The organism is Bradyrhizobium sp. NBAIM08 (assembly GCF_020193935.1).
Taxonomy (GTDB): domain Bacteria; phylum Pseudomonadota; class Alphaproteobacteria; order Rhizobiales; family Xanthobacteraceae; genus Bradyrhizobium; species Bradyrhizobium yuanmingense.
Genome location: NZ_JADYVR010000017.1, coordinates 15,860 through 40,149, shown reverse-complemented (window position 1 = coordinate 40,149; position 24,290 = coordinate 15,860). Strand labels below are relative to the sequence as shown.

General features: G+C 59.2%; 15 protein-coding genes and 4 pseudogenes. 7 read left to right on the top strand and 12 right to left on the bottom strand.

Annotation, left to right across the window (positions count from 1 at the left end; all coding sequences use genetic code 11):
• The first annotated feature begins 3 nt into the window (after nt 1–3).
• The 4 genes from I6F37_RS34655 to I6F37_RS34640 all read left to right on the top strand — a co-directional run bounded on the left by I6F37_RS34655 (nt 4) and on the right by I6F37_RS34640 (nt 9,641).
• Nucleotides 4–6,666, top strand: coding sequence for a hypothetical protein (locus I6F37_RS34655; protein WP_225130081.1), 6,663 nt, complete (start codon nt 4–6; stop codon nt 6,664–6,666).
• An 83-nt stretch (nt 6,667–6,749) separates the two neighbouring features.
• A complete protein-coding gene (locus I6F37_RS34650; protein ID WP_225130083.1) occupies nt 6,750–8,585 on the top strand; it encodes a hypothetical protein in 1,836 nt (611 codons plus the stop codon).
• Nucleotides 8,586–8,608: 23 nt separating this feature from the next.
• The gene (locus I6F37_RS34645; protein WP_225130085.1) at nt 8,609–9,256 is read left to right on the top strand and encodes a hypothetical protein; all 648 of its coding nucleotides are present in this window, start codon (nt 8,609–8,611) and stop codon (nt 9,254–9,256) included.
• 73 nt (nt 9,257–9,329) lie between these two features.
• Nucleotides 9,330–9,641 (top strand): hypothetical protein, encoded by a 312-nt coding sequence (locus I6F37_RS34640; protein ID WP_225130087.1) that lies wholly within the window; start codon nt 9,330–9,332, stop codon nt 9,639–9,641.
• Nucleotides 9,642–9,720: 79 nt separating this feature from the next.
• On the opposite strand, the pseudogene I6F37_RS34635 reads toward I6F37_RS34640, so the two are convergent.
• From I6F37_RS34635 to I6F37_RS34595, 9 genes and pseudogenes are all read right to left on the bottom strand, one after another.
• A pseudogene (locus I6F37_RS34635) lies at nt 9,721–9,936 on the bottom strand (nucleotidyl transferase AbiEii/AbiGii toxin family protein); the annotation flags it as partial.
• Nucleotides 9,926–10,517: pseudogene (locus tag I6F37_RS34630) on the bottom strand (DUF6088 family protein). The pseudogenes I6F37_RS34630 and I6F37_RS34635, both read right to left, overlap by 11 nt.
• Before the next feature lie 472 nt (nt 10,518–10,989).
• Complete coding sequence (locus I6F37_RS34625) at nt 10,990–11,571, bottom strand: DUF6036 family nucleotidyltransferase (protein ID WP_225153944.1); 582 nt, start codon at nt 11,569–11,571, stop codon at nt 10,990–10,992.
• A gap of 50 nt (nt 11,572–11,621) precedes the next feature.
• On the bottom strand, nt 11,622–12,008 hold the full coding sequence (locus I6F37_RS34620) for a hypothetical protein (RefSeq protein ID WP_225130090.1): 387 nt from the start codon (nt 12,006–12,008) through the stop codon (nt 11,622–11,624).
• A gap of 1,389 nt (nt 12,009–13,397) precedes the next feature.
• The gene (locus I6F37_RS34615) at nt 13,398–13,724 is read right to left on the bottom strand and encodes a hypothetical protein (RefSeq protein WP_225130092.1); all 327 of its coding nucleotides are present in this window, start codon (nt 13,722–13,724) and stop codon (nt 13,398–13,400) included.
• A 41-nt stretch (nt 13,725–13,765) separates the two neighbouring features.
• Nucleotides 13,766–14,239, bottom strand: a complete 474-nt coding sequence (locus tag I6F37_RS34610; RefSeq protein WP_225130094.1) for a hypothetical protein — start codon at nt 14,237–14,239, stop codon at nt 13,766–13,768.
• Nucleotides 14,240–14,263: 24 nt separating this feature from the next.
• On the bottom strand, nt 14,264–15,640 hold the full coding sequence (locus I6F37_RS34605) for a hypothetical protein (RefSeq protein ID WP_225130096.1): 1,377 nt from the start codon (nt 15,638–15,640) through the stop codon (nt 14,264–14,266).
• Nucleotides 15,641–16,261: 621 nt separating this feature from the next.
• Nucleotides 16,262–16,924 carry a hypothetical protein gene (locus I6F37_RS34600; RefSeq protein ID WP_225130098.1) on the bottom strand — a complete coding sequence of 221 codons (663 nt, stop codon included), beginning with the start codon at nt 16,922–16,924 and terminating at the stop codon, nt 16,262–16,264.
• Nucleotides 16,925–17,021: 97 nt separating this feature from the next.
• On the bottom strand, nt 17,022–18,320 hold the full coding sequence (locus tag I6F37_RS34595; RefSeq protein WP_225130099.1) for an AAA family ATPase: 1,299 nt from the start codon (nt 18,318–18,320) through the stop codon (nt 17,022–17,024).
• A gap of 324 nt (nt 18,321–18,644) precedes the next feature.
• Between I6F37_RS34595 and I6F37_RS34590 the strand changes: the two genes are divergently transcribed.
• The gene (locus I6F37_RS34590) at nt 18,645–20,003 is read left to right on the top strand and encodes a hypothetical protein (protein WP_225130101.1); all 1,359 of its coding nucleotides are present in this window, start codon (nt 18,645–18,647) and stop codon (nt 20,001–20,003) included.
• Nucleotides 20,004–20,363: 360 nt separating this feature from the next.
• Here I6F37_RS34590 and I6F37_RS34585 read toward each other — a convergent pair.
• Nucleotides 20,364–20,981, bottom strand: a pseudogene (locus I6F37_RS34585) (transposase); the annotation flags it as partial.
• A 529-nt stretch (nt 20,982–21,510) separates the two neighbouring features.
• Here I6F37_RS34585 and I6F37_RS34580 point away from each other — a divergent pair.
• On the top strand, nt 21,511–21,705 hold the full coding sequence (locus tag I6F37_RS34580; protein WP_225130102.1) for a hypothetical protein: 195 nt from the start codon (nt 21,511–21,513) through the stop codon (nt 21,703–21,705).
• 570 nt (nt 21,706–22,275) lie between these two features.
• Here the strand turns inward: I6F37_RS34580 and I6F37_RS34575 are convergent.
• A pseudogene (locus tag I6F37_RS34575) lies at nt 22,276–22,600 on the bottom strand (integrase core domain-containing protein); the annotation flags it as partial.
• Nucleotides 22,601–22,791: 191 nt separating this feature from the next.
• On the opposite strand from I6F37_RS34575, the gene I6F37_RS34570 reads away from it, so the two are divergent.
• Nucleotides 22,792–23,217 carry an SET domain-containing protein gene (locus I6F37_RS34570; protein ID WP_225130104.1) on the top strand — a complete coding sequence of 142 codons (426 nt, stop codon included), beginning with the start codon at nt 22,792–22,794 and terminating at the stop codon, nt 23,215–23,217.
• A 667-nt stretch (nt 23,218–23,884) separates the two neighbouring features.
• Here the strand turns inward: I6F37_RS34570 and I6F37_RS34565 are convergent.
• On the bottom strand, nt 23,885–24,145 hold the full coding sequence (locus I6F37_RS34565; RefSeq protein ID WP_225130135.1) for a hypothetical protein: 261 nt from the start codon (nt 24,143–24,145) through the stop codon (nt 23,885–23,887).
• Between the last annotated feature and the right edge of the window lie 145 nt (nt 24,146–24,290).

The following is a 24,290-nucleotide window of genomic DNA, read 5'->3' as shown; positions in this document are numbered from 1 at the left end:
TCGATGGCTTCCGATCCGCGCAATCTCAGAATAAAGGTCCAGGCGGATCGTCTGCCAGACGTGAGCAACAAGGCTCAGATCTCGCTACGGGTAAGCGCCGTCATCGATGGATCCGACGGAGCGCTTCTGACGGACGCGATCGGTGAGATCCTGCCCTGGAAGTGGCGCCTGGCGGATGGCAGCGGGACCTGGAATCCGCACGACGTCACCGCCTGGCGATTCTGGCGCATCGTCGACGTGACCGGAGTTCCTACCATCCAGGATCTGGATGCCGGAACCATCGTCACGGCGGCCGCCAACGCGCCGGCGGATTTCGATCTTCCCGGCGCCGACGGAAGCAGGCGCTTTCACCGCCGGCTCGAGGAGGAAATCACCTCGATCGTCAACACGAGTGGCCTCGAAGCTGCCCTGTGCATGCCGGCGGGTACGGCAGAGGTGACTGGGCGCACGGTGTTTGGGCTTGTCGAAAGCTTGACGGGATTGCCGAACCCGGTTCCGGTTGCCAACAAGGTGTTCACCGTATTCACGATCGACCCCGCGCCTGACAAGAGCACCACTTTCATCGCGGCACCGTTGTTCGGTCCGACCGGCGGCGGTACCTACACGCTCGATCCGGCCGGTCCCACCGTGATGTCGGATCAAAACGGCGACTTCTGTCGCGTCGACCTTGTACCTACGCCTGGTCCTGGTTCCGCGCCCATGTTCGCGGACGGGTCCGTCGACATGCGACCGAGCTTGTCATGGGATGATCTCAGTCCGTCCGGCGATCCCCAGCGGCTCATCGACATGGAGACCATGCTGATCAAGAGGCCAGCCGTCGGGCACGGCTTGACCGATGAGGACTGGGCCGCCTCCCTCTCACGACGGATCGCCGAAGTCGTTGATCCGTGGGCCCGTGTGTTCGGCGTGCTGGATGCCACCGTGACGAGCGAAATCACGAAGGTGGCGGGCGGCGACGAGCTGCGACGCGCGCTTGCCCGGGATCTCGCCTCACAACCGACGCCAAAGTTTCTCGTGGCGCTTGATTCGATTTCATGGTGGGTCGTGGGCAGGCGCAGCGCCGCTTCCGCGATTGCGCTGCCACCCGGCTTCTCGATACTGGAAGGCCTCTCCCTCCGCCAAGCCGACTTCTGGAATCTCACAGCGGCCCTGATCCTGGGCGCCGCCGAACGTGACCCCGGAAGCGTCAGCAACAATCCGCGCCGCGCCCGCTTTGCTTCCATCAATTCACGCAGGTTGAAGGGGCTGCTCGGCTTGCCGCTCGATCCGCCCGGCTCGGCCATCGCCCCCGAAATCGAGAGCATCGAGTCAGACGATGGCCTGCGGAAGTTCGTGGCACGCAATTGGCTCGGCGGACCGGATCTTTCGTCCGACGGTCCTCATCCGCTGCTGATCGCTGCGCCTCGCGTGATCGGCGCACGGACATTGACTTTTCCCCCCGACGCTCAAGCGTTCGGCCCTGGAGCCACCCAACCAGTTTCGGGCGCCGTGCTGGATCTCGGGCCAGCCGCTTCCGCGGCCCCCATCGCGCCGGCGGCACCGACGAAAGTGGCGTTCGATCTCGCTCTCACGCCACCTGCAGGCGATTTCAAGCTAGTCGTCGCGTTCCTGACGGCACCAGGTCGCCCGATCCCACCCGAAATTCGTATCGCCGGGACGGCGGCGTCTGCCACGTTGGACGTTGCCATTTTTCAGGATGGCGCCTCCGTCATCGCAACGACGCTCGCGCGTGGAGCGACGATCCGCGTCGAGATCGCGATCATCCGACCTGACGCAAATGCGGCGGTCACCGTCACGCTATCGGCCGGCGGTTCCACGCCTGTGCCGGCCGACCGTCTGCTCGGGGCAGCCTTCTATCTGTCGATGAAGGCAGAGGTTTCAGACATTCCGGACGTTGCCATCGTCATGCCCGACGCGACTGCAACGCCGCTACGTACCGCGTTGGACCGCATCACGACCGGACCCGGCCTTCGCGCCGATCTCGCATTGGCCGTGATCGGGCCGTACATTCCTGGACTGACGGCCGGACGATTGACATGGGACGCGCCCCAGCCCCAGAACGAGCAAGATGCGGCTGCGGAGCTTCCACTCGACGAGCGGCTGATAGCCAGCGTTGCCGCCCTCGTCGGCGCCGAGCGTGCCGACGGCAGCCGTCCCGCCGCGTCATTGTATGATCTGATCATCGGTGCAGCACTCACCGACGCGGGACTCGCGGCTGCCAATCCCGGGAGTGATGAGGAGAAACTTGCCAATTTGCTGAAAGCCGTCGTCGAGGCCGCTCGCCGCGATGCCGTTCGTCTCGCCGGCCGCCTCGTGCCATCAGCCACAGACGAGTCAGGAGGCGGCGATGATTCCAGCCGCCGCCTCACCGTCGATTCGCCTCCACTGGTTTTCCGCTTCGACCAGCTCCAGAGCATTGCCGGTGCCGCCGACCTTTGGACCCGGCTGTCTGGTGTGGGAGCCCTGATGGCCCGTACCGACACCTTGAGCGATCCGATCCAAGCGTGGCGTAGCCTCAACGTTGCCACGCTGCATGCCCCCGACACTTCGTCGCAAGGTTCGGCGCGAGCTGCGCTCAGTGAAGCCAATGCGGTGATGGTCCGTAATCTTGCCTGGGCCGGCGGAGCTATCGTCGATCCGGTCCCGCTGCAGGTCGGAGAGATCGGCGGCATACGCGCTGCCTTGCTTTCATACGACAATCGCTCGCCGGTGGCCGAGATGGCCACCGATGCCGCGCTAGACAACGTTCCATCCTCGTACGCGCGCCGCATCGAAGCCTATCGCTTTCCGCCGACCACGGGCGATGGCGCCACCGACTATCGCCTGTTCGCGCTATCATTCGGCTATGCCTTCCACGTCGTCCCATACGTCATCGGTCACGGCGGGACCCTACCTCCGATCTTGCGGAATGATCCCAATGATCCATTGACGATCCGGCCGATTGAAACGATCGTGCCGCTCAAGGGACAGGTCAAGATCGCAACAAACACGGATGCGGTGCGTCGGTCAGCGCTCTACCGACGAACACGTCCAATCGGCGCGCCAAGGCTTGCGGGCGACCGATCCAAAGCGATTCCCGACGGCGTCGTGCCGCTCGCCGGTGAACTACCGATACGGCCAGCCCCCGTGACCATCGGAGGCGATGTGCAAGGACGTTTCTTCCTCGATCGGCAAGGACGTGCCGGCGTCCTCGAAGTCCGCGCCGGTCCCGACCCGGGTTTGCGGATCGACATCGGCCGCATGGAGTGGCCTGAAACAAACGAAGCGCGTAAGCTGTCCATCACGTTCCGGGGCCGCTCGGGGCCGAGCGAAGCCATCACCGACCTGCTGACATTGACGCACGACGTTGGCAGAAGCGGAGCGATCCGGGTCGAAGCGTTCACGACCGTAACGACGATCGCCGCGGGAGTTGACGAGCCCGAATGGGCCGAGGATGAGTTTGATTTTGCGGCGGCAACGCAAGACTTGCAGCTGCCCGCCAGCGACATCGCGCAATGGCGAGACGTCCTGATCATTATCGCGACGGACAAGGACGTCGACATCGAACCCCCGATCGTCACACCGATCGTCAGTCAGCTCGACAGTACGGGAAACTTCGCAAGCGTCGCTGTCGGTAAGCCGCGAATTGCGCCGGAATCGGGCCATCAGATGCGCGCGACCTACGTGCTCGACGGCATCCAGGTCGGCGCCGCGACGGGCGCTCGCCAGATGACGATCCGATTGCAACGACCGACGGTGGAATTTGGTACTTACGGGCGATGGGTCAACCCTCCCCTGTTCGACGATCGAGTTGTGGCCAACCGACCGGTCGTTGCCAAGGCGCTCGACGCCGCGCTCGGCGTAGCAACGAGCCCAAACAAGACCAAGGACGATCGGTCCCTCGATGATCCGGCCGTGACACAGTTGTACGGTGAACTGGTATGCATCTTTCCAACTTTTCGGAAGTTCAAGATGGCAGCAGTCGGAGCTGCCTGGACCTCCCTCGAGGACGTGCTCGGCTTCGATGGCTCTGGCCGTCGCCATGTCGCGCCGATGCCGTCCATGACCATCAAGGTCGATCCAAACGGGCGGGAAGGTCTGACCGGCGATACTGCCACACTCTTGCCGGGTCGTATCTACGAGTTGCGCGTCTATGCAGGATTGCCGGACAAGCAAGACAAGCTTTGCCCTTTCACGCGCGACCAGCGGCTTTCGGCCGCCGTTAAGGCCACGCTCAGACACTGTCCGATCGACGCGAAGATGCGGCTGGCGGGCCCCCTGGTGCTGACGCTCGAAGTTGCGACCGAAGCCGTGCCCGAGATCTTGGGAACACAGCCGCTGAACATCGACCTGCGCCGCGCCCCCGAATATGCCGAGCAGGCATGGATTTCATTGACGGCGGCGTTCACAGGAAGAACGTCGACGTATCCGGCTTTGCGCTATTGCCATCTCGCTGCGCTCGAATCGCAACGCTGGAGCTGGCGCGGCAGGCCGCAGGACGACCAATGGTACCGGTTGGCCACGACCGGAGCTGAGGCAATCGACCAACCCCGGTATCGGGAGCTGTTCGACACATCGTTCTCGGACCGTCGCAACGATGACGTTGGCGAAATCTTCGAACGTCGCATCGAGCGTGCCCATGTCTATGGCGGATTGAGGCGGCGCAGCGATCCTGCCCCAAGCAACCCCATTCCGCGCCTGTTCGACAAGAGCCTCGACTGGCGTGGCGGCATGAATTTGTGGCGCTTCGGTCTTCGCATCGTAAGCCGCTACAAGGCTATGCGGCCTGGACGGCCGGAATTCATGCGCTCCAGTCATCGGGGGCCCAACGGCAGCGCGATCTGGCAGAACAAGGTGCTGGCCGATCGTTCCAACGACCGTCGTCCCAAACGTCCGGGTCTGGCGATCGTTCTGCCACTGACCGAACGCGCCATGGCGTGGGGAACCGTTCCTCCGCTCCTGGCCTTGTTTAACGAACCGCTCTATCCGAATTTCCATGTCGGAGATGGCATCGACGCCATGGTCGAAATGGCCCGGCATCCGATGACACGAGCCGAACGAAAAACGCGTGTCGCGACGATCGATAAGCTTTTGAATCCATCGGACGGCACCCCTCCGCCGACCGGAGAAGCGCTCGACAGATTGGTTGCGGAACGAGCCGCCCTCCAACGCAATATCGACGCCGGCACCGACGGGCCGACAGATGCCCTCAAATACTGGCAGGAGCACGGCCCGGACTCGATCCGGAGCGCAACCGGCTCCGGCGGCGCGATCATACCGCTGCGTATCGACGGCCCCATCGGCTACACTTTCGACCTCGCAACAGAGGCCGGGCGTTTCGATCACGCCGGTTTAATGATTACACCCGTCAAACCCGACATTGTTCCCTGGTCGTTCGTGAAACTGAAGTTTCGTCGTTTCGAGGCTCCGGAGAGCATCGACCCTGCGACCGCCCTCACCGGCCAGGGCCTGGCTCCAGCATCGTACAATAAATTCTATTGCGAACCGCGCCTTCTGGCGATGAACGATGGGTCCAACCGCTTCCGGCTGTCCAACAGCCGCAAGATTATGCGGGACTTTGCGCCGGAAGACTTCAAAGACCTCAAGGACGTCGTCGGCAAGGGCATCTTCCCCGCCGAGCACGAAGGGCTCGCGATCGACATTGCCAGCACGGAAGACCTGGACGGCTCGGCGATCCGGTTTCAATTCACTGACGACAGCGACAGCGAGTTCGTTCGTATCACATTCAGCGTGAAGGACGACGGCGCAAAACGGAGCATTGCTTTCCAATTCTTCACGCAGTTAGGCGATGCCGGCACCTGGACGCTGGACGTCCCGGCCGGCGGCGACGTGCGGTTACGTCTGATCGTGTCGGCCCGGGACAAACCGGAGAAAGGCGAAACGTACAAGCCGGCCGGTGACATCGCGGTGCGCGCCCGAATCGCACGCGATACGACGGATGAGATTCTGTCACCGAGCGAAAATCGCTGGCTATCGGTGGCGTGCCTGCCGCTGACCAGTGCAATCGAGGTTCCCATCAATCAGCCCCTCACGATGGTCATGAAGGCGACGGGAGCTCAGGCGGCCGTTTCGCCGGCAAGGCTTTCTACGTTTACACCATCGCTGTGGTGGCAGTTTGCCGAGCCCATGTCTCTGTTCGACGCCGTCATCGACGGAGTTGCGTCGACGGTGTCGACGGATGATCTCATCGCCTCGGTGACGGGGACCATAGTCTCAATCGAGCGCAAGCCCACGGCGCAAGGACCGTTGCAGAAACTGCAATCGCTCGCGCCAGCGGCGGATCAGCAGGCGGGAGAGCTCGAGGAAGTCCTCGTGCTGGTGCTGACACGCAACATCCACGATGCGCTCGATCGCGTTCGGGAGCGCCCGGTCGCGGTCAAGCTCTGGGACGGGACGTCCACATCGCTGAACCTCGTCAAACCAGACTGGCCAACATTCGAGGATCCGAACGAGGGGCCAAAGCTCGGCGATGGCGGGCAGATCCGCTTCCTGCGCATTCTGCGTCCAAAGACGCGCGCGATGGGCGGCTATCTCGAGACCGCGCCGTCGTTTCCGTTGGATTTCTTTCAGTACGAAACGATCGAAGGAGACCTCGACATGAATCCTCCGGACGCCAAAGGAATGGTGCTCGGAATGTCGATGCCGATTCCGTGGAAGCACGTGTGACGCGTCCAGGCATTCGTCAATCGTGACTTACGAGACTAGTGGCAGAATGCTCATCATCGGGGGACCAAATGGTTGAGGGGGACGTGGAAAGGCTCGCCAAAATTATTTTGGGAGAAACGAGCGGATTGACCGCAAAGGGAACGGACTCAGCAAAATCGTTGGAACGCCTCTGGTCGGTCGTCGCCGGCATTGCAGTAACTGCGCGCTGGAACGGGCTTCAGGATCAAATGAAAATCGCCGGCAACATGCTGTCTGCCGACGAAGCGGCGAACTACACGATCATGAAGGCCGTTGCCGAAAAGATCTCGCAGAACCGCTACGACGGTGCCGTCGCATTGCCCAAGCAAGCAACGCTCTGGCAGATCGACCGAAATGGCGCGCCATCGAAGGACGTCGGCACGCCGCCCGACTGGATCTACAAGACCGGCACAACCGAGGGCCTCGAATTCGAGGACAAATCAGGCCTGACGTACCGCCTCTATGGAACGAGCGAAGAGGCTCCCGGCAAACTTGGCCTCACCTCGTCGTATAGCCTAACTGGCCTGGCGCCGCGATCATGGAGCGTTCCCAAGCCGGTGAGGATAGCCGCATGGTGGCTCGGTTCGATCGCGGCCTTGATCTTCGTTTTCGGTGGCATCTCGGCCATATGGTCGGGACAGAGCGACGGCAATGCAGGGAGCCAACTCCGAAATCTCGACATCCAGTACCGTGTGCTCGACAAGCTGGCCGACAATTGCATCTCGGATGCAGCTCTGCTTCCCAACTGGAAGCGGAGCGTTTGCAGCTTCCTTGATGCCGGCGGCAAGTACGTGAAGCCAGCCGCAGTTGCCCCTGCCGCGCCTCCGCCGGCCGCCCCACCGGCCGCTCAAGTGCCGCCGGCCGCCCCATCGCCTGCGCCGGCCGCTCCCGCCCAGCCGATCGTTCCGTACGGACCGAAGGTCGGAATGGCTCTCGCTACGATCCGGAGCTGCCTCGACCATGGGCCTTCCGCGCCGGACACAAATGCTGCTTCACCGTCGAAGAAGCCGCCAGAAACAGATGGCGCGGCCGCAACGGACGCGACGTTGTCGTGCGAACTTGTGGTGCGTAGCGCAGTCGATGCCGGCATTATCGCGGTCACGCCGAATACGTCCATTTGGTCCGGCATCGCGAATGCGCTTCTCGGACTGCGAGACACTCCCGGCACGCGGTCGATCATCGTGCAATTTCTGGCGATGACCCTCGGTATTGCCGGACTCGCCATCGCGCTCGGCCTGGGGACCAAGGGGCGCATGGTCGGCATCTGGGTCGACGAGCGTAACCGCGTATCCCTGGCGCGGGCGCAGGTGACGCTCTGGACCATCGTTGCACTTGGCGGCTTCGCCACCGCGGCGCTTTTCAATGTTGGCCTTGGCGGACCAGGTACGTTCCCACAGGTCCCGGCATCCATCGCCGCCGCACTCGGGATCGCCTTTGCCTCACCGATGATCTCCGCGTTAATCCTGAATACGAAGGCATTCGGAATGGCCGGCTCGCCGTCGGATCAGATCACGACGATCGGTGGGAGGCCAAAGAACAGTAACGACCAGTCCGATCGTGGCCTGCTGACGGGGTCGAGTGACTCTTCGGCCGTCGAAGTCCGTTCGGACCCGACGATGGCGTCTCTTGCCGACGTCTTCGTGGGTGAACACGTGGCCGACTCGGGCGACGTCGATATTTCCCGGCTGCAGAATGTCGTGCTCACCGTCACCCTGGTCCTGGGCTATTTCGCGATGCTCGTCGAGCAACTCCGCGGAATCGCACCAGACGTGCTGCTGACTGGAATCCAGAGCCTGCCCGACCCCGGAGGTGCCTTCACGTCGGTGCTGCTGATCAGTCACGCGACTTACCTAGGGACGAAAGCCTACAAGGGGAGCGGGAAAGGCGACACAGCTCACTAGCGTTCACCATTGAGGACCCTGCTATGCCCGACTCGAATGCAGCAGCACTGATAGGTCTGGCTTTGACCGCGGCCGGTTTTGCCTTCGGCCTCTATCAGTATCGGATGAATAGTGAGCAGGCGAACTTGACCCGGCAGCGCGATCGCGCGCTGGCGGCATCCGACCAAACAAAGGAATTCTTCGAAGATGGGGACGTGCGTTTCGTCATGCGCCTTTTGGACTACGGCAACGCCCAGTTTTGGAAGGAAGACACGCTGAAGGGCCAGACCTTCGACGTCCGTGACCTGCCCACCGCGCTCGCCGTCCACTGGAAGCCAACTGAAGAAATCGAAAAGAAAACATTCACGGACCAAAATCTGGCCGTCCGCTCCGCTTTCGATAACTTTTTACTCTGGCTGGAGCGGATCGAACATCTCATTCGCTACGACGTTATCGGGACCATCGGCTTCGGCGAGCTCTTCTCGTATTGGCTGGTCCTGCTCGGCGAAATCCCGCAACCCGGTGACAGGATCAATCATCTCTCCAATGAGGGGCGTGCCGCGCTTTGGGAGTACATTCGAGCCTATGAGTTCAATTCTGTCGTTCGCCTTTTCGCGCGCTACGGTCGCGCCGGCCCCGTCGGAAGAGATGGATTCCTTCCCCGCAAAACGACCTCGAAAGAGAACGTCTGAACACGGCACGCCGTACACGCCCTCCACTCCCGTCATTGCCTAGAACGATTTACCTAGAGGAGAAGCAGCAACAATGCCAAACATAAGCCTGAGCGGGAAAGCCATTGATGGCGATCCAGATAGGTACTGGATTAATTTATTCGCCGCAGATAGCACCTGGCAGTCCGGCGAACCTGGGAATGCGACCAACGTATCGACGACGAAACAGGGCAAGTGGCTATCCAAGCCAATCCCCGACAAGGGCGTGTATGCAAACGACACAGCCGGCAAGGTCGTGTTCTTCTTTCGCAACCTCGACCCGTCGACGGTGAAGATGGGAGATCGGGGTCAGGGGCACGCCTATGAAACAGCCCGTGCGATCGATTGGCACGTGGATAGCCTGTAGCTCCGGCGCGCCGGCGTCTCGACGGCCTAGGCTGACCTCCCGCTCAGGCGCTTGCCTCGAAAGGTTATCGTCCGAATGTCGAAAAACGGCGGATCGCACCGTAAGCCTTTGATAGCGAAGTTTCGCCTTTGAAGACAAGATGTTCGCCCAAAGGCGAGAAAAGAGTGCGTTCAGGCACCAGACAACCCAGACATCCTTTTCGAGTAAGATGTGCCGGACGACCTGAGTTGGACGCGGCAACGCCGAGCGCCTCTTGGCGCTCGGCGCCAGCCAGGTTTAGAACTCTATCCGACACGGAGTTCGCTTACCGGCTTGGCAAGCCAAGTCGGAAAGGAAGAAGCAGCGGACTTCAGCTCCTTCAGTTCGGTCAGGGTCAATTTCTGACTGACGGATCTCAACGCTCGTTCTGCCGTCTGTGGTCCCACCCAGGCAAGCGCACGCACTACATCACCTGCACGTCGGTTCGCCAGGGCAAGCTGCCAACGCGGTGCATGCCTGAGCTCCACGACTTGCTTACCAAGGCGGAGCCTGCGGGAAGGACCAGAGGTCAGATAAACCTGACGGACAGGTACTTGCGTCGTCAAACCAAGATGATTGGCCGCCACCGCGCCGCTGGAAACGATGATTTCGCCGCTGCGAACCTTGATTTCCTCGACGACTTTCTCGACTGACGGGGCTCTAATTCCGAAACGGCTTTCAACTGGACGCAAATATATCCCTCGTCTCGCGCGCAGAAGTCTTCCTCGCTCGAAGACGCGACAGAGCTTGATCGACGGCGGCACGCTTTCCAAGATGCAAAAGCGCCTTGGCAGCGATCGGCGCGCCTTCGGGCAATTCTTTGGTGGCTTCCAAAATCCGGGTGCTCAGGTGGGTCATGGCTCACGCTCCGGTGTCAGAAATATAAGAGAACTTCTGACACAAATTTATTAGATCTCTCTTTTTCCAGCAGGACGATTTCCTGCCTCTTCCCTTCCGGCGCATCGAGCGCGATCGCATTTTCGCGAGAATTACCCAGAAGAAGAGCGCGCCGCAAAGATGAACCGCAAGCGGGTCAACACCTGACATCCCATAACTGGTCGTCGTGCGCGCAGCGCATCGCCGCAGCGAAATGGCACCCGGGCCGCGTGAGCATAGCGACCCTCGGCGAAAGCGGAGGGACACGCGGGCCGAGTGCAGCGACAAGACCGGACTCTTGTGGCACCCGTCTGACGCGGCAGTGATAGCGGCGGCGGCTTGCCGCCGGGCCGCTTCAGCGAGTGCCCGGCGAGGAGCTCCTCAGCCCTTGCGCGAGGATCGTTAGACGCAGCCGAGAGGTTTGCCGCAACATGTAGGATCGCAGCCACGGCCGCTAGGATCCCGGCGAATTGCTTGCTGCAGCGTCTGCTTTGGGCTCGTCCGGAAGGCCGCGTACGAAGCTTATGGCTCGTTCCTGAAGTTCGGCCTCCAGCTTTGTCGCCTTGATACGCTCAACGACGAGATCGCGATTGAATGGCCGCGCCTTATGGTAACCCTCCACGAACTCCTTGTCCTTTTCCGACAAGCGAGCGAGCTTGGATACAATAATGTCTTCAGGACATGGTGCGACGGCAAGAACCTTCCTGTCGTCAACATCGACAGTTTTGGTAATCGCGCGTTTATTCCAATCCCCAGGAAGCCGTGCGGTATTCTCGTCGACACCGTCGATATAGAAGCCGTGCTCCCGATGGAATGTAGAGCCCTCGCCGTAGAGAGCATTGATCTCTTCTGAGGCCTCGGGATCATCTTCGGGATCCAGCTCCTTCTGCTGGATTTCCCATATTTTCGCGTTTTCCGGATAGGCGTCGATCTCACCAGAAGTGCGCAGGACGACGGGCGCATCAGGCCATGAAAGCAAGATGCTCTGGCTGCCAATGATGAAGACCTTGTCGGTTTTAAACAGCCGGGCGATCACCCTGACTGTCTCGACAAGATCTTCAATAGTTCGAACAAACGAGTTTTGTGTCACGCCGCCATCCGCGGAAGTGCCGCGGTCTGATGGATCGCAGATCTCTCTGCAATCCGCTTCGCCGCCTTCCAGATACGACGGCGCAGAGTGTCGTCCTCAAAATTGATACCTTCCGCCAAAACGAAAGGTGAGGACAGACGCAAACGCGTCATCTCTTCGTCGCGGCTCGTCAGACGGCGGCGTACCGTAGATGGAGGAAAGCCGAGCATGTCCGACCACTCGCGAACGAAAGTGTAGCCTTCGAAACGTTGCGAGTTATGGGCCAAAGAATCCTTGGCCCTTTCGACCAGCGACGGGTCGCGACCGATCTGCCGCGCGATAAGCCGATGCATGATCAGCTTCGCGGTGTCGTTCACGTATTCCCGGTTGATCCGGACGCTCATGGCTCTCGACCAGTACCTACTTCTCAGGACGGAAAATAGGGCATCTACCCTTAAAAATCCAGCTACTCACCAATCCCCTTGGACGGGGTATGTTCCCTATCCGTTCAAGTTAGCAGTTCCCATAAGCCCGGGCAACGGGGCGGACAGCTCGAACGAGAGCCAAGATTAACGGACCGACCCGCAAGCACCCCTCCAAGGTTTTGTAGAAAATAGCAAGCGAAATCAATATGTTATTCATTATGCAGCCTGTTCCACAACGGCTAATGGCCGATACCTCGGCGGCGCCCCCAGCATTTCTTGGCATTCCCCATCCTGCTCATCCAGGCCTGCAACCAGCCCCGCCAAACGCCACGGCGTGGCTGTGCTGCCGCCCCTGGAACCACCCCCCGCCCCAGCCCAACACGCTGTCGTTTGAGGAGCTTTTGGAAGCCCACCGATTGTAAAGGGGTCATCGGACTTGGATTTTCCGTCCACCTCCGGAAGCAGCTTGAGCAACGGCAGAGCCCCCCAAGCCTCCCCCGACTGGAAACCAGGGCTTGCACCAACAATCGGGACGGCGAGAGTTGTGGTGGAAAAGCTCGTTACCTGCTGAGAGCCGCCTGAAACCGTTTGATGACGCGCTCGAACATGTCACGGACACTTCAAGTGTCTCCTTGGCACCCAATACGTATCCGTTTCGAACACGCTTGAAGGTCATAGTGCCTTTCGAATTCCAAAGCACGCAAGAGCCCGACAAGTTTAGTGATACTGATCTGGCAAATCTCTTTGCGCCCTTAGTTCACGGGCACAAATAGCTGTATCGCCGGAGGCCAGTTCCGTCCGTCTATCACGCATCTCCATCCAAGAGCGAATAGGTCGTGCTACGGCCGCCAGCAGGGTCTTTCACGAGTATCCCCTTGGCAACGAGGTCTTCGATGTCGCGTAGGGCAGTGTCCTATGAGGACTTGGTCAGCTTGGCCCACTTTGATGAGTTGAGCTTGCCCTCGAAGCCCTCAAACAGACGCTCGATCATGGTGCGCTGGCGGTCATTGAAGCTTTGATCGGCATGCTTCTTCCAGAAGCGGGCCTTCCTGAGAACCGATCCAAGAATGACGTCGGCGCGATCGAAGGCGCGATCAAGGCAATCGAGAAACCACTCTAGCCATTCCGTTATGTCGAGATCGCCCTTCTGCGTGGCTTCCAGGATAACGAGGCGCTGAGATATCCGTCATGGCCTCGACGACGCGCTATCGACGATTTTTGCGACGGTCCCGGTGGCCCAATTCAAGCGACGGGCCTTTAGCTTGGAAGGGTGTCGGCCGCGCAACATTACAATGGCTATTCGGACATTTGTAGCCGACCTACACCATTGGACGCATGAGGTTTTCTCTCCTCGTCCGAACACCGCCCTCACTTTCGGCGTCGAAAACCGCGAACTTGTCGCTCCACCTCGCTCTTTGAGGAACCATTATCAAACCGCGCAACGGCGCGGCCGAGGCGATTTTCCTCGCGAAACTCGATTTTCTTATTTTTGTAGCCGCCCCACACGCGACGGCCCCCAAACGCCGCCCAGCCGCTACGTCCGGCTAGCCTTCCACTCCCCGGATCAGCAAATTCGTAGACAGCCTCGATCACGATCGGCACGATCTCTTCGATTTGAGGTGCATGGTGACGAGCGCGTTTATCTGCCTTTTGCTGAAACTCGCTACGTTTCGCTTTCGTGTCCAATTGCTGCATAGGACCAACTCTCCCCTTCGATTAAATCATTTCAAAAGCGACTATTGGCGCTGTCCGCCGCTTGTCTGCTCTAGAATTTCATACAGGAATGTGATCACACGCTCGGCGACTTCCACCACGTCAACGCTCGTGCTGTCAACTTCAATGCGAGCTGCGCCCATTTCGAAAACCCCGTCCTGAAAAACGGCTTCTTCAAAAACAGCTCCGTAAATCGCCATCTGTTTGGAGTTTGTGACAATCCGCGATTTTCTGCCAGTTAACTGACCATGCTTAATTGCGAACACGGCATCGCGAACGATGCGATAATCCTCATTTTGCGCTGCAAGAACGTCCCGAAACTCATCGTCTTTATCCGGTACGGACACGCCAGCGGCCACCAAGGCTGCATGAAGAATTCCGACAAATGCATCGAGCGTAAGCAAGATGTTCACGGCCGAGGCCAGCCGACCGGGTTTCTCCCTGAGCAAATCAATATTTCGGCCGACAACCACGCTCAGGAAATATTCTGGCTTCACAATTACTCCTTGCCGTTTCGGCGCTCATGAACCCGGCGCAACGACCAACTCCGCGATGTCCCGCAGCGACCCCATATCAAGCTTGAATGCTTGCATGGGAGCGGGAGTGGACCGCGTGATGACAACTCGGAATTCCCACTGATATGCAAACCGAAAGTGCTTCGCGCACTGGATTGCTTCATCTTGAACGGCAGCGAATTCGACCGGGTCATCTGAAACTGAAAGCGGGTCGTAGTAGTACGCCGGTATGAGACGCACGCGTTCCACGCCTGACACCTGTGCCGCCACTGCTTTCGCAAATCTCTCGATGAAGCTGTCGAGGTCATTTATTGCCACACAAGCGTCGCTCTGGAAATCCATAAACAAGCGATAGTCGTAAACGGAAGCGCAGCACCAACAATAATAATCGCTAGTAGAAAACTCTAGCTTTCGCCCGTCACGATACCAACTCATCGTCAGTTCATTGTCCTGACGTGCTAAGCCCTCGGCGCCTGCGAAATATGAGGCAGGCCGGACAAGCAGTTCGCCTCTTTCATACAGGGCGCGCATGTGCTCGGCCTTTCCAAATTTGAAGAGCATCTTTGGCGCATTAAAATAGCTTTCGCGAGAATACTGGGAAGCATCCACCCAATCCGCCCTACGACACCAGCTTTCGTCGGCTAAGCGCCTGATTTTTTCCGGCGGGTTAGCTGATTTCTCACCGTCAAGTAATCCGCGAATGAGAAATTCCTCGGCCAATTCAGTATAGAGAGACAGGAAATCAATATTGCGGGTCGGCGAATGCATTCCATCCCGCCTTGGCTTTATCAAGGTGTATTTCCCGTCATCACCGAGCGTGATAACGTTTGCTATTACATCATGCAGTCGTTGCTCCAATTCCTCTCGGCTGAGAGCCTGCATGTATCGATTGGCACGATAATGAAATCTCTTAATCTCCAGAATAGCAACCAAACTGATTGGTCGAGGGAAACGTAGAACGTGCTCGTGCCGTCCGACGCTTGCCTTCTTTGGAGTTGCGAACGCATCCAGCATCGTCGCAAGTACTCCACGCAGTTTGAGCGCCTCCTCCACCGGCATCATTACATCGGCCCACCCCGCCGTCGCGGTCGCGCATTGAACTATTACCTCACTGCCGTGAAGGACCATGCCGTGGGCTTTGGTGAGTTGAGCCAATAGCGGCATGTAATCGTACGTTACGAAACATTCGTTCGGGTCCAACGTGATCGAATAAGGAAGTCGCGAAAGCCATTCAAAGAGCTTCAGCGCATCCAAGACAGGCATCTTCAGATCGGCGCGCTGTACGGCATTCGTGGCGCACTGGATCACAAGGTCTTCGGCGTCCAAAATTGCGCCGTGGACCTTCGTCAGTTGAGCCAGTCGAGGCATCAATTCAAGGGTCATGAAGTGTCCTGACAAGGCAAAGACGACCGGACGCGCAGACTACCAGTTGCCTCGCTTCTGGCGTTCAGCGAAGCTCATAGTCGCTAACTGGGGGAAACGATTATGCACAACTTTGCAAGCTACATGGCAGAGAGCCAGCTCCTGACGCTGGCAACGCTTATTCTGATGGTCGTGCCCTTTTCTACCAACCTTGGTACTTTGCCGTTGCTATCTCGATTGGAGTGCTGGTCGCATCTTGGATCGTACGTGCCGCATTCATGTCCTTCGCGGCGAGAGGGACCGATCGCGGTACGGGTCCTGCCAGCTAGGCCCCTTCGTCCAGCAGTGAGTGGATAAGCTCGAACAGCCCGCACGCCAACCACGCCAAGAGCAGCGCCAGCGAAAGACAAAACCGTCCGTTTGCGCAGATGGACGTCAGCGAGGGTGAGTGCACCACCACGGTCTTAACTGCTCGTGGCTATGAGCCTGACATGGAAAGCAATCCGATGATCTGGCTTCATGTTGAAGTTGACCCGGTGATTTTCCTGCTGCTGCTTTCGGCAGTCAGGGTTCACCTTCGATAAGGTATACGGGGCCGGGAGACCGGCCCCGTTTCTTTTGACTTGCATTCGGCGAATGTGATTACGCGACCTCTTGAGCCTTCAAGGCCTCGCGCACCGCCACTCCGAGCGGGGTCGGAATGTATCGGATGCCCTTGTAGCTTCCTTCAAAAAAGTACTCGCGCCGTCGCACAACCAGCGCGTCAATGGGCGAGGCGAGATGTGGGAAGAGGGGTTTGAGCCTGCGCGAAAGGGCGATGGTCTCTGGCCGAATGCTGTACCGCGCGTCGCCGTGAGACATGCTGCATGAGTCGTCTCCGTACAGCAGGCCAAGTCGGATGTGCTTAGGCACGGTTTGAACGATCTTTACCAGCCGCTCAATCAACTGCGGATCGAAGTCGCCTGCCGCCGCCGGGGGCGCTTCAGGCTTCAGTCCGCCGGTAAAATGATGGATCGACGCGTTTGGAGCGGCGCTCTCGACAGCAATGCAGATCGAACTCGCTAAGGCGGGATCGTCAAAATGTACCGTTACCAGTTCCATGATGGCCCTCCAGTTCTTGGTAGGCCAACTGAATATCAAACGATGAATGCCTTCAAGCGATTTTTGGATCAATTTTGGCACTTCAGGGGGCGAGAAACGGCATCCTGTCTCGGCCAGCCAAGGTGCGGCGCGCGCCCCTATATTGATTTCTCGTTCCGACGCCCAATCTGCTCCAGTCATCCAGCCCCCGATCTGTTGCTCCACTTCCAGTTAATCCCTAAAGGGATTTAACTGGAGCGGAGCAGATCAGGTGCGCCAGTCGCTCCGGTTCTGCTCCGGTCAACTGGAGCAGCCAGCGCCCCTAGTCGTCGTCGGCCACCTCAATGAACTTCTTCGGCTTGCGGCGCTCATCAGGCCGCTCGACCTCGACCAAGGCGCCCGTCTCGCGCCATGTCTTGAGCAGCGCCACGACTTTAGCCCGGTCCTGCTTGTCGGTAAGGCTGAGACCCAGCGTTTTCGCGACTGCGATGCCAACCCAGCCGTCCGCCCGTTGGTCGGCCCGCCACTGGCCCTGCTTGATCGCCAGCGCGCACCGCTCAAAATCCGACGCCGTAACCCCGGCCAGCAGGTCAGGCCGCTCCCAGCGCGTCGCAACGCCGATATCGTCGCCCTTCAGATGATCGAACGGATTGCCGCTGACCCGGCTCAACGGGTTGTTGTCGAGATCGACCGAAACCAGCTCAAACCAATCCCGCTTGTCGGCTGGCTCGGTTAGGTTGGCCTTGTCGGCATAGGCTGAGAAATACAATCCATGATGATCGACGCCTGCGTTCTTAGCTTCAGCTTCGGTCATGCTATTGAGCACGCGGGCGGAGCGGCAACCGTCCGTCAGCGCGACGCCGCCGCGCGCGCTCTGCACCGTAACCTCCTGCTCGCCCTTCCGAACGTGGTGGACCAACTCAACGGCGCAATTGCCCTTGTCGGCGACTTTGTCCCATTCCTTCACCACCATGTCGATGGCGTTATTGTCGTTCTCCGGAACCTTATGCGACGAAATGAACGGATCGACGATCACCACGTCGATGCCGCGCTCTTCGATCTCTGCAATCAGCGCGTCCACGACTGGCGTGCAGATCACGGTGTCGCGGCCTTCCGTTTTGGCGATGACGAGGGGGCGTTCGCGGCCGTGATCGACAAACAGCCGATCACCAAGATGATGTTCAGAGAGTTCAAACTGCTTAGCGGTGGTTTGTATGCGGCGCGTCGTTTCCATGGCAGGGTCTTCGAGGTTGAAGTGCCAGACGCGAAGCTGCTCTGAAGCCGTGCCGAGTAACGCCTGGCCTGAGACCATCGAGAGCATTTCGGTAATGATGAGCGACGATTTGCCGAGAGCGCCCGGCGCAACCGTGGCGCTGACATATTCACTTCGCCGCGCGACGAACCAACCATGACCGGGGTTTCGATGGATGATGCCTTGCGAGTGCATCAATTCAAGCCCCTCCTGGCGACCGCACATGTCGCACGTCGCGTCCTCCTTCAGATCGGTCGCAGCCGCAAAGGATTCCTGCACTGTCCCACCGCGACACGCGCCAAGATGGCCGGGATCCGATTCACCCTCTGCCGCCAGAATTAAGACCTTCTTGGCAAGGCATGCCTTCATCGGAGGGGTCCGCCTCGGTTCGGGCACCATCCAGACGCATCGTCCAGAACACTTCGCAGCTCAGTACACACTTTAGTAGGCCCTATGATGCTACTCCACGAAATAGAATCTGTTGGTGCCAGCTCCGACTCACCCAGCCAGTGTTTCGGAAAAATGCAATCCGGCGATCCTTGGCGCGTGCCTCGGGTGAGTGTGGCAGTCGGATTGGCCATTTTGGCTCACTCAAGTCTCCAAGCGCGTCAGCTTGTCGACAGCTGATCCTAATAGAGGGAGAACAGAGAGCGGATCTGCTCAGGATTGCGAACCGACCCAAAGGGAGGGGATATGGACCCATTTAACAGCATCAACCCATTCGACCGGGCTGCTTACAACGACGCGGTGACACAACCGCAACAGCAGCAAGCGGAGTTTGAGCCGTACTTGGATGAAGTCCCGCAGCTTGATACCACTGCCGTCGCAGGGGTTCCTGTTTCTCCAGATCGCTACTATCCTCATCTGCCTGACGAAGACCGTAGACTTACCGAGGCGTTGGAACTTGGGGCCAGCGGTCCTCATCCCGAAGACGCAGTCACCAGAGGCGTCGGGCACGTCGCTGCGCAGCACAACGCGCGGGAGGCTTCGAGTTGGCCGAGCGAGCTGACTGCGGAAGGTCACGATCAGGATTCGCTGCGAGGGATGATCGGCGAATCCGTCCTAGCATCGTCTCTCAAGCCAACCGCGCACGATCACCAAGCACCGGATCTCGGAGAAGCCGTTCGTCACTTCAACTGGAGCGACGGCTACCAGCCGGCTCCGAACGAGCTGACCGGGAGCGCCCCCCTTTCAAGTCACGCGCCCCTCATGGGTGAGGATTACAGCGGGCAGTTGAGGCCTGCGAAGAGGCAGAGGACGCTAAGCCATGCGGAACTGGATGCCATTGAGCGCCAGCTGAGCGAGCCGGGCAATTCAATGGCTCGTGTGCTGATGGAAAACGCCGGCGCACCGTCGCCTTTCGGGCCAGCGGTCGGTTCACCATTGATCCTTCCTGAGGAAGGTTACGATCAGGATCAGCTGTGGGCGATGGTGCAAGACGCCGGCCCATCATCGTCTCTCGAGCCAACCGCGCGCCATGAGCAGACCCTGAATTTAGGAGCGGTTGTCCATCCCTTCAACTTCAGGCAGGGCAACCAGCACGCGTCGGCTGCGCTTGACGGTAGCGGCATCCCGCCGAGTCAGGACAGCCGACCAAACAGCTTTATCGTTCACAATGACCGCTACACGGCGCTATTCGTGCCCGCGGCGGCGATGAGGCCAAGCACCCCACTCAATGCGCCAGGCCCTGCCATTCCTCTCGGATCTCGACAGGAATACGTTCCGCAGCCCAGCGCACAGCCAGCGAATCGAGTCTCACCAGCGCTGCTTGGACGTTCGATGCAGCAAGCCGCCCCGGCGTCCTCCAGGGCTGACAGGACATCCCCGGCGGCCCGCGAAATTTATGCTGCATCATTCGCTGTTCCCGAGAATTTTTCGCACGGCACCCAACCCGCCTCGGACACGATGCGTTCGAAGCTCGGCCGCTGGGGCCTCTTGCCGGACGCGGCGCAGCCGGAAAAGCAATACAACATTCGCGGCGAGCTCTACACCGCCCTCCTGGGGCCGGGGGGGCCCAATGACGTTCGGCTCATCCATCACCCACGAGAGTAGACGCCGCGCACACTCCCGACGCTAGCAGCCCGTCCACATAGGTCCGGTATTGGGCTTGTTAATGGGCCATAGCTTGCTCCAGCGACGATTGCGTGCTTGGCTCGGGACCGGCTGTGCGGGAGAGCGCTACTCGGCCCGATTAACTTGCGCCATCATCGCTGTGCGGCTCCTCGGCGAGCCGCATAGCCATCGCCCTTTGATCTTTGCCGAGAGCCGGGACCAAGCTGCGAAGAACACCTACGGTGTTATTGCCGTTGCGTTTTACAGCATTGCCATTAATCAGGGCCTCCTCAAGTCCCGAGACAGGGGAAATCCTCGGAGTAAAGAGGCTGCTTCCGGCGCCCTGTTGAACACGCGTGACTGCTTTTCGTCCTCGAGCCGGGCCTCGAGATGGAGGCCATCAGCGCGGATGTAGACGTAGCGTTTCGCCGACGCGCTTCTGGCACGCGGTGTGCTCGTCGAGCTAGCCATCCCTAGGCGACCGATCGCCGAGGCCGACAATCCGGCAGCATCCTTGCCGAGCAGCGCAGCCAGCGCTTCCGAGGCGTCGCCAGTCGAGATCCCCTTCAGGTAAAGGATAGGCAGCAGCGTCTCGATCAACTTCGAACGGCGTATGTAGGGTGGAAGGATCATCGACGGTGAGAACCGGATGCGGTCGGGAATCGGAGGCGACCCCCTGGCGATCGCGCACGCGCGGCTGGCGGATAGCGACCGGACCGATACTGGTCGTCACCTCCCCCTCTGGCAGGTGACCGTGCCGGGCGATGCGCTGGTGGCCGGCCGCGGTCCTTCAAATCGGGATGCTTGCCGAGATAGTCCGCGACCTCGGCTTCGATCGCCTGAGCGAGATGGACGTGCCCAGTTGCGCAAGACTTTTGTGAGTTGATCGGCGACGGTTCCTGGCGGAATCAACTTGATAATGTTGTCTTTGGATAGGGCATATCGGTCCTTCGGTGAAGAAGTGGAGGCGTCAAGCACCCACGATATGCCGCCTTTTCGATTCCCGCCGTCACCAACTTTCGGCGATCTCGACCGAAACTGCTACCTCCATCTAAGTCATATCGTTCATCATGTGTGAACGCCTTCACGTCGCACTTGATCCGAGACAAGTCGTAGACCAAAGCTCGTTTACGCAAGCCGGCGAGGCGTTTCGGACTTCCTGCCGGCCTAAATTGACGATCGCAGCACCAAATCTATGCCTTAGCTGATCCAAGCCTTCACGGCCGATCCGGCCACCCGGCCGGGGTCATAGGCCCGTCTGGCCTCGGGCGAGGGATCAATTTCACGAGGCGTTTGCTTGTCCCCGTCTGCGGCGGTGAGGATAGATGAACGCCGCATCGAAAGATGCCTCGGCCAGTGGCACAGGGCGTGCAGTGCGTTTGTTGCGTGGGAAATTTCAGTGTCCCGGCTCAGGCATAAAGGGCGCGGCGTATTTTCGTGACACGAGTGTCGTCTTTCCTTGGGACACCCGACGCGATTTCGTAACAGGTCAATGTAGGAGGAACTGTTGATCCACGAATTACCTCCGCAACAGTCCAGGTTCCTCGTTCGAAGGGGGACCACCGGCTGGATGGTTTATGATCGAGAACGCAAGGGGCCGGCGCTGTTAAAGGACCACAGCTTGGCCGAGAAGCTGTCCAAGGAACGGGCCGAACAAATAAGGCAGGCACTGGTCGATGGTTCGATTAACTGCTGGCCGTGATCCCTTGAGGTGAGCCTTATTTAGGAAAATGAAAGTCTATCCTGCGTTCAGCTCCGCTCTGGGGTCTCCACGCGGAGAACATAGCCATTCGTTCATGCCCCCCAGCCGGGCCTGGTGAGTTTGGCGATGATCTTGAGAAAATCGGCCTACGAACAGCTGGGGCGTCGGACAAACCCACAGGCTTGTCCTTGCTTTCTGGCAGCATCAGCCGTTTTGCAAAGGCCTGTCCGTCACCCGCTAAGCACCAGACCGAGATGCTGGACCATGGAGTCCAGCCGCGCCGTGCGTCGCGCGGATGACGCCAATATCCCGTCGGCGAAACGCTCAGTGAAGATCTGGCGTCCGCACGACGGCGTCGCAGCGGAAGCGTTCGATGATCACCACGAGCTCTACGAACGCGGCGCCAGCGACAGATCGGTCACGCGTCGGCGTTTTTGGATACGCCGTGGAATCGTCCCGCACCTGCCACTCAACTTTCATCCAGCAGCGCTTACAGTCTCGGGTTGATGCAGCGAGGCCGACCTTTGGACCATCCGGGCTGGATGCGCCGACGTGGTTTTGCAGCAAAATCGGCGATCTGCTGCCGATGGCGCCATGGGGCCGTTCTTCGTTGTAGTCTCCACTTTTTCTTGGGCGTCCGCAAGGCTGAGGAACCGGTGCGTGTTGAGGCATTCGACCCGGAAGGCGCAGTCTTCGATGAACGCGTTGTCGGTTGGCTTACCGGGCTGGAGAAGTCCAGCGTGACACCGCGTTGGTAGGTCCAGAGGTCCAGATCGCGCGACACGAACTCGCTGCCTTCATCGACGCGGATCGTTGCCGGGAACCCCAATTCCTTGCAGGCGCTTTCCAGGATCGCCACGACGTCGCTGCCGCGGAAGGTGAACCGTGGCGCCAGTCCTGCAGCATCTCCTCGTGGAGCGACAGCCGAGATCCTCATCGGTAGCAGCCGCTACCGAAAGGGATGCACAGATTGAAAAAAAATCGAGGTTGTGACCGAGACGCGATTAAACGACCCCACCAATTTATGCAGGAGATTGCACGGCTCAGGTTAGTTAGCTTGCAGGGTGCTAGCGACTTTGGGGAGATATGTCAGTGTTGATCGTTGAAACTATTTTGAAGCCAGACCAGTTTGGCGGTATTGGACTTTTCTCCGCTACTCTTTTGCCTAAAGGTGCATTGATTTGGATTCATAACCCAATCGTTGACATTGCCGTGACACCTGAACAGTACGCAACTTTACCTCGAACATTTCAAGCTTTACTTGATAAGCACGCCTATCCAAGAGACCTCGACGTTGATGATGGTGTTTTAGAGTACAATGCTGACAACGCTCGTTTCATGAATCACAGCAATCAACCAAACACATACCAAGACGATCATTGCCGAATTTTCACAGCCCGAGACGTACAGCCGGGTGAAGAACTAACTTGCGATTACTTGTCTTTCGATCCAAGGTGCGACTTATCGTGGGTTAAAGTGCTATCGCCGAATGTTGGTGCCGGAGCGGGCTAGGCGACAGTGGATTGAGTCGGGTCTGCGACTTCGATTCCCGTTGGCTAATTTAACGCGGGAGAGTTGCGTCAACTGGTTGTGGCCATCGACGCGACGCAGCTTTTCTCGGCGGCCTCGGCGAGCTTGAGGATCGTAGCGAGCCTTGTTCGAAAGACATCCCTTGAACGGTGCGCCGGAACGCGCTGGCCAACGCGCTTTCAATGAGGTTGGTAGTCCCCTCATGTGGAGTCCTCTAAATGTGTAGCGCCAGTCAAAGACTTCGTTACCGGCGCGCTTTTCCGCGAATGTCGGCAACGAGTCCTGGCAGTGACAACACTGGGCTGCTGTTATGTTCTCCTGTGATTTTCCGGGGTAATTGATGAGGCGCTTCATGAAGAAGTAGATCCTGGAAAGCGAACGCTTAGCCCGAATACTTCGATGACGCCATTGACGAGAGCGGCCCTGTTCGGGTGATCGACGTATTTCTCGATTCGCTCGGTTTGGCTGAGATGCGCTTCGAGGTTGCGGAGCCAGCGGGCAGCGTCGCGCCCCCACTTTGCTCCTCGAACTCTGCCAAGAGATGGACTTATTGGCAACGACGAGGCGCCGCCACCGATGGCAGCAAGTTCAATGCCGTGAACAGCCGGGACAGGAACTTCACGTGCACGAAGATGGAGCGACGGCGTGCTCAGTTGGAGGAGAGCGTCGCGCGCTGAGTCAATTCGACGCGACCAAGCGCCAGGAGCCGGTGGAGGCGCTGGCCGCGAAGGAGACAAGGCTTGCCCAGAAGCTGACAAAGCTGACAAGCTTGTTGGCTACGAGGAAGCGCCTGCTGCTTGGTGATCTTCGCGGTCAGGGCCAGACCTAAATCGTAGGCGGCAGTTCCGCTTATGGCAACAATTCTCGTGCCATCAGCAGATCTCTCAGCAACGATCTGCTGGCCCCACACGGGAATTCCTTTGCTGCTGCTCAAGGCGGAGAGTGGCGCCGGAACGGTTAGGCAGCGCCTTAAGCGACGAAGAAGTATCGAGCTCGAGCAATCCGGCAACGGAGGCCTCAGGTGATCTTCCTTGAGCTATTTCAGCTAGGGGACT